At 60.7% G+C, this 6435-nt stretch carries 6 protein-coding genes; 1 reads left to right on the top strand and 5 read right to left on the bottom strand.

Going from position 1 to position 6435, the window contains the following annotated elements:
- The 4 genes from VD811_15370 to VD811_15355 form a co-directional block, all read right to left on the bottom strand.
- On the bottom strand, positions 1-503 hold a 503-nt coding region (locus VD811_15370), incomplete at its 3' end, for a cytochrome b/b6 domain-containing protein (protein HXV22362.1).
- A 17-nt stretch (positions 504-520) separates the two neighbouring features.
- Positions 521-1567, bottom strand: a complete 1047-nt coding sequence (locus VD811_15365; protein HXV22361.1) for a cytochrome c3 family protein — start codon at positions 1565-1567, stop codon at positions 521-523.
- A complete protein-coding gene (locus tag VD811_15360) occupies positions 1564-2541 on the bottom strand; it encodes a response regulator (GenBank protein HXV22360.1) in 978 nt (325 codons plus the stop codon). Before VD811_15360 ends, VD811_15365 begins: the two co-directional genes overlap by 4 nt.
- A gap of 50 nt (positions 2542-2591) precedes the next feature.
- Entirely contained in the window at positions 2592-2846 is a 255-nt protein-coding gene (locus VD811_15355; GenBank protein HXV22359.1) for a hypothetical protein, read from the bottom strand.
- A 417-nt stretch (positions 2847-3263) separates the two neighbouring features.
- Between VD811_15355 and VD811_15350 the strand changes: the two genes are divergently transcribed.
- The gene (locus VD811_15350; GenBank protein ID HXV22358.1) at positions 3264-4670 is read left to right on the top strand and encodes a sigma-54 dependent transcriptional regulator; all 1407 of its coding nucleotides are present in this window, start codon (positions 3264-3266) and stop codon (positions 4668-4670) included.
- Between the two features lie 15 nt (positions 4671-4685).
- On the opposite strand, the gene VD811_15345 is transcribed toward VD811_15350, so the two are convergent.
- Positions 4686-6287, bottom strand: a complete 1602-nt coding sequence (locus VD811_15345; GenBank protein HXV22357.1) for an ATP-binding protein — start codon at positions 6285-6287, stop codon at positions 4686-4688.
- Positions 6288-6435: the final 148 nt, after the last annotated feature.

The following is a 6435-nucleotide window of genomic DNA, read 5'->3' as shown; positions in this document are numbered from 1 at the left end:
TGCACCGAGGCGACCAGCTTGATGCCGCCGACGAGCACCGCCAGGGCGCGCATCGGGCCGACGTTCATCAGCATGAGCCCGCTCAAAATCACCAGCGGCACCAGCACCATCATGATCACCAGGTAGGCCGATTTCTGCATCGGGTTGAACTTGTCGTCGGGACTGGCGTGGTGCGGGCTCTTGTCGCCCAGGAAGTAGGTGAGGAAATAGAACTTGGCCTGGCGAAAGACGCCGTTGACCAGATCGTCGGCGGTCGGCAGGTAGAGCTGGCGCATCTTGCGGGTCACCAGCAGGTAGTAGGTGAGCCACAGCAGAAAGGAGGCCGACACGACGAGGCCGGCGGTGTCGTGCAGGCGGATGGCCGCCTTGTAGCTGCCGAAGAGGTTGACGTATTCCGGAAAGCGGATCTGGATGCCGCTGGTAATCAGCGCGAGAAAGCCGAAGGCGTTGAGCCAGTGCCAGATGCGAACCGGGGTCGGGGTGAGGTAGATTCTCTTGGTCATGGCGTCAGCTCTCCTTGTCACTGTCTGTTTTTGCGGGTCAGAAACCGCAGGAAGCCGTGCCCCACCGGCATCACCAGGCCGCCGGCGAGGATCATGGCGCCGGCCAGGTTGAGCGCCGTGTTGCGGGTGGCGCCGACCATGTAGAAGTCGGGCGTGGCGTAGAGCACCGAGAGCACCGCGCCGTTTTCCACCGGCAGCCGGCGGTAGGAGCCGTCGGGTCCGGGGAAGCTCAGGTAGCTGGTCTGCATGGAGGCGGGCCCGGTGCCGTGGCAGAAGGTGCAGTCCCAGCGGTTGTAGAGGATGTCGTAGCTGTGGGTCATCTGCGCCGGCACCATCATGCCGTGCAGGCGGAAGTCCCGGTAGGCGGGGTTGCGGTTGAAGCTGCGCAGCTCCTCGATGGAGATCTGGCCGTTGCCGTTGCGGTCGATGAGCGTGGAGATCGCTTCACCGCCGGTCAATGCGGCCAGTTCCTGGTAGCCGGCGAGCTCGAAGTCGCCGTCGGCCGTCTGCTTCCCTTCCTTGATCACGTAGAGCTCGAGGGTCAGCTTCTCCGAGCCGGTATGGCAGGTGATGCAGGGCAGCGAGGTCAGGTGGACCTCGGTCTGCGGCAGCCACTGGCGGTGCGTCTCGGTCATCTGCTGCGCCGCATGGCAGGCGGCGCACTGCCGGTTCACGTCGTAGCCGGAGACCTCGTGCTGCCCCCGCACCGCGTGCGGGTCGTGGCAGTCGGCGCAGCCGGCATTGCCGCCGTGCAGGGTTTTGGCGTACTCGGCGGCCACCTCGGCGTGGCACTCGTTGCAGTCGGCCTTGCCGACGGCCAGGCCGTCGTCGGGATGGCTGTCGGCGACCTGCGGGTGGCAGGCGAGGCAGCCCATCTCGGCGTGCGGCGTGGCGGCAAAGGCCGGCTCGGCTATCGCCGCCCGCTCGCCGACGCTGCCGGCATCGGCATGGCAGCCCAGACAATCCCCGCTCTCCATGGCCGAAGCCACCCCCCAGCTCCCTGCCACCAGCACCACCAGCGCCGCCAGGGCGAGCGGCCAGGGCATCCGTTTGCCTTCGCTCATCGTTTTCCTCCTTCCATCATCTGCTGGGCCGGCTGCCGGGACGCCTCCGCCTGGCGCCGGGCCAGGGCGCGCAGCGCCCCGACCGCGGCCAACACCTGGGCGACGACGATGATCCCGCAGAAGCCGAGAAAGAACCAGATCACCAGCCCGCTGAAGCCCTGCAGCGCGGCCGGGTAGACCGCGTTGAGGGCGCTGAGCCCTGCCGCCAGCAGCACCGCGCCGCCGAGAATGATCCACCTGGTCATCTTAACCTCCATCAGCGTGTAGCACGCCTGCCGCCAGATCATTCGGCGGCTTTCTCCATCGCCTCTTCCCGGGGTGCGGCCACCCCCTTGATCAGTCCGGTCATCAGCAGCACCGCCGGCACCAGCTGGGCAATGACGATCAGCGCGCAGAAACCGAGAAACACCCAGACCACGATGCCGCTGTGGTCTTCCCGGGCGGCTCCGGCGGCCAGCACCGGAGAGACCGTGGCCAACGTCGAGATCAGTGCTGCGCTCAGAATGGCTTTCGCTTTCATGACTTCCTCCTTGGTTCGGGTGGACGGGACGGGACCAGATCGTCGGGTGCGCCGCTTCGGCACACCGCAAAAGAGGCTCGGACTTGAGCGTTGCAAAGGCGCAGCGCACCGCCTGGCGGATCTCCTCCTCGTCGCCCGGCCCGCTCGGCCGCAGCGCGTGGTAGAAGATGCCGGCCGCCCTCGCCTTGCGCAGCAGCGGCAGCGGCAGCTCCCCGCTCACCAGGATGATGCTGACATGCGGCTGGCAGCGCTTGAGCAGGGGAATCAGCTCGATCGCCGGCAGCTCGTCGAACTCCCCGCCGAGCAGCACCACCTGCACCTCCTTCTTCAGCAGGCTGCCGAGGGCGGCGGCCGCCGAGGCGGCCACACTCACGCTGTAGCCGGCCTCGATGCAGAGCTGCGCCATCTTTTTGCGGGATTCGCTGTTCCCGTCGGCGATGAGAAGTTCCATCATGTCGCTGCCCTCCATCGGCAGGGGTTCGGCCGCCTCGGCTCACGCTCGCCCTACAGGGACTTCTCGGACTTGCCGCCCGCCAACGGCGCGCTCGGCTTGCCGGAGAGCGGGGCGAAGAGGCCCTTGAGCATGGAGAAGAACAGAATCAGCCCCGGCACCATCTGGAAGACCAGGATCAGGGCGAGGAACCCCAGGAAAAGGAAGGTGCCGAAACCCAGCTCCGAACCGGCGCCGCCAGCGGCATGCGCCACGGTTGAACTTCCCAGTACGAGAGCGGCCAGCATCAGTTTCCGTGTGGTTTTCATGGCGTCCTCCTTTTCGATGGGCAAACCTTCTTTCCTTTGCCTTGGGATAGTGCATGGGCGGTGCCAATTAATTAGATTTATTTTAATTTACTCACAACATGCCTGTATCATTGGGTTTTCGACGAGTGGAGGGGGAAGCGGCGGGGGGCTGGGACGGCGCCGGGTGTATGAGCGGGGCATGCAGCACGGCCGGGCCAGGAAGTGGTATACGCAGATAAGCTATCGTTTTATCGAACTTTATAAAATATCTATACGACTGTATAAAAATTTCATGCAGGCGGGATGATTGCTGCGGTTCCCCTTGACAGCGGTGCCGGTTGGCAGGTAAAGTTAAAATCAATTAACTATTTAGGCGACGGCTTGGCAGAGGGCTCGGCAGAAGGAGTGCACATTGTGGAAGGGCACGGGTCAAACACGTTGAAGATACTTGTCGTTGATGACGAAACCGTCATTCGTGAAGGATTGAAGCGAATTCTCGGAGAAGCCGGCTACCAGGTGGAAACATTTGCCCAGGGACGCCTGGCCCTCGAGCGTATGCAGACGGAGAATTTCGATCTGGTCGTCAGTGATGTAAAAATGCCGGGGATGAGCGGCATCGAAGTCCTTAAGGCCATCCGTGTTCTGCAGCCGCAAGTACCCATTATCATGATCACCGGCTACTCTACTGTCGACACCGCCGTCGAAGCTTTGAAAAACGGAGCCGCAGACTACATAGCCAAGCCGTTCACACCGGTGCACCTCCTTGAAAAAATCAGCCAGGCTCTCCACCAGCGGGCAATACTCGTCGAAGACATCTGCCTGCAGAAAGAACTCCAGGAAAGCCAGGGATTCAACGGTTTCATCGGCACCAGCCGTGAGATGCAGAAAGTCTACCACCGGATCATCCAGGTGGCCGGTACGGACAGCACGGTGCTGATTACCGGCGAAAGCGGCACCGGCAAGGAGTTGGTGGCCCAGGCCATTCACCGCCAGGGGAACCGCCGCCACCAGGCGTTTGTCGCCCTCGACTGTACAGCCCTGGCTGAGAACCTTCTCGAGAGCGAACTGTTCGGCCACGTCAAGGGTTCATTCACTGGTGCAGTACAGAGCAAAGCCGGGCTTTTCAAGGTTGCCGATGGCGGCACCCTGTTCCTCGACGAAATCGCCAATCTCAGCCTGACGACCCAGGCCAAGTTGCTGCGTGTCCTTCAGGAGAGGGTGGTTATGCCAATCGGCGGCACCCAGCCGGTCTCCATCAACATTCGGCTGATCGCTGCCACGAACCGTGACTTGCGAACGCTGGTGAGCAAGGGGGAATTCCGGGAGGATCTTTTCTTCCGTCTCAACATCATTCCCGTTGACCTGCCGCCGTTACGGGAACGGAAAGGAGATCTGCGGCTGTTGATCGGTCATTTTCTCAAAAAGTTTGCCGAGGAGACCGGCAAAGAGGTGCGCGGCGTGGAGCCGGAGGTCATCGAATGGCTGGAGACCTATCCGTTCCCGGGAAATGTCCGCGAACTGGAAAATATTATTGAGCGGGCCGTGGTCCTCGCCCAGGGAGAGGTCATCAGCAAGAATGACCTCGAAATGGACGCCGAGGCAACAGCGCCCGTAACGTACATGTGCGGTCACGTGCCACGCACTGCCGATGAATTGAAAACAACCAAGCAACTGCTGCGCGAGCGGGCGGTCGAGCCGATCGAGCGGGCATTTGTTCTCGATGCCCTGCGCCGCAACAGCTGGAATGTCACACGTGCCGCTGAAGAAGTGGGCATGCTGCGTCCCAATTTCCAGGCCATGCTCAAAAAACAGGGGATTTCCGCCCGCCTCCGCAGTGACGACTGACTGGTTCCCTGGTTCTCACCCTCCCGCCGATGCCCCCAATTTCCACTCCGGATTGACCACTTCTCGTTTTTCGCCGGCAGGAAGGCGGATGGTAAAGACCGTCCCCTTCCCGACCGTGCTTTCCACCTCGATTGTCCCGCCGTGGTTGTGAATGATCCCGTAGGAAATCGACAGACCAAGCCCGGTGCCTGAACTTCCCTTGGTTGTAAAGAAGGGATCAAATATCTTCTTCAGGTTTTCCGGGGAGACCCCGCAACCCGTATCTCTTACCCGGGCGATCACCCATTCGCCTTCCAGGTCGGCGGATAGCTCCAGAACTCCACCGTCAGGCATCGACTGGCTCGCATTGAGCAGCAGGTTCATGAAGACCTGCTGGATCTGGTTGGGATCGAGCATGATCTCCGGGAGTCCCTCCCGGTAGCTCTTGATGATGTGGACGTCATGGAAAGCGGCCTGGTACATGACCAGGGCGAGGGTATGATCCAGGAGTCGAGCAATCTTGTCGGGTTCTTTGTGCGGAGGAGTTGAGCGGGAGAATTCAAGCAACCGCCGGACAATGTCCGCACAACGCTGGGTCTCGTTCAAAACAGTTTGCAGGTCGCCGCGCAGTTCCGGGCTCAAGTCCTTGTGATTCAGGACCATGGAGGCAAACATGACGATACCGGTCAGGGGGTTGTTGATTTCGTGAGCGATACCGGCCGCCAGTTCGCCGATCGAGGCGAGTTTCTCCGATTGCAGCAGGCGGGACTGAATTTCCTGGAGCTTCCGGCTTCGTTCCTCGACCATGGCTTCCAGGTTGTGCATCAACTCGTTCAGGTCACAGTGGGCTTCCTCCAGTTTGATGGTCATCCGGTTGAAGGAGGAGGCCAGTTGCCCAAGTTCGTCTTCGCTGACCACTTCGATGCGAGTGGAGAAGTCCCCTTTCGCCACCTGCTCGGTATGCCGCAACAGTCGCTGAACCGGCTCATCAATCAATGACTGGGTCAGCAGTGTCAGAACCATCGCCATGAGCAGCAGCAGGCACAAGGTCAGCAGTGCCACATTGCCTGCGTGCTCGTTGAGGTTCTTCTGTGCCCGGTCAAGAGAAACGATGACGTCGAGAACCCCTAGGAGTTTGACGTCTTCCGCATGAAAGTGACAGTCCGCGCTGCTGCATACCGGTTCGTTATAGATTCCCCTTGCTATTCCCAGAACGTCACGTCCATGCACGTCCTTAAAGAAACGGCTGCGATTCATCGATGAGGCATTGACAAGGGGGGTATTTGCAGCATGGCAGACGGTGCAGGCCTCCGCCTTTTTGTCGAGGGTAGTGCCGATTTCAGCAGCTTCGGTGGAGAAGTTGATGATGCCGTCCTTGTTGATTAGGCGGATGTGCTCGATCCCCTCCTGGGTGCCGACTTCCTCGATCATTTTGTAAACGCGCTTGCGGTCGTCCTCGAGCATCTGGTAATGGGTCGTCTGGATGATGGTCTCACTCAGAAAATCGACGTCCCGTACCGCCTCCTCCAGCAAATGGCTCCGCAGGGTGTGGAGATTCAAGTAGGCGAACAGGGCCATGGTCGCCAGAACGACAATCCCGATGGCCAGAGTATATTTGCCGATCAGACGCAGCCGCACACCACTCTCCTTAAATATTACTAATCATAATGACGGAAAAACACCGAATAAGCAAGCCTTGCAAGAATGAATTCGACGTCGGGAAATTCTGAGGGAGGAGGAAGATTTGTTACGGCCGGAGGGGCAAGCGACAAGGCCGGGGCGCTTT

This window comes from Desulfuromonadales bacterium, assembly GCA_035620395.1.
Lineage (GTDB): Bacteria > Desulfobacterota > Desulfuromonadia > Desulfuromonadales > DASPGW01 > DASPGW01.
The sequence above is the reverse complement of the archived record's forward strand: the minus strand, read 5'-3'. Positions and strand labels throughout refer to the sequence as shown.

Coding starts and splice junctions, on each gene's coding strand:
- VD811_15360 (HXV22360.1), bottom strand. CDS start 2,541: ATGATGGAACTTCTCATCGCCGACGGGAACAGCGAATCCCGCAAAAAG.
- VD811_15365 (HXV22361.1), bottom strand. CDS start 1,567: ATGAGCGAAGGCAAACGGATGCCCTGGCCGCTCGCCCTGGCGGCGCTG.
- VD811_15355 (HXV22359.1), bottom strand. CDS start 2,846: ATGAAAACCACACGGAAACTGATGCTGGCCGCTCTCGTACTGGGAAGT.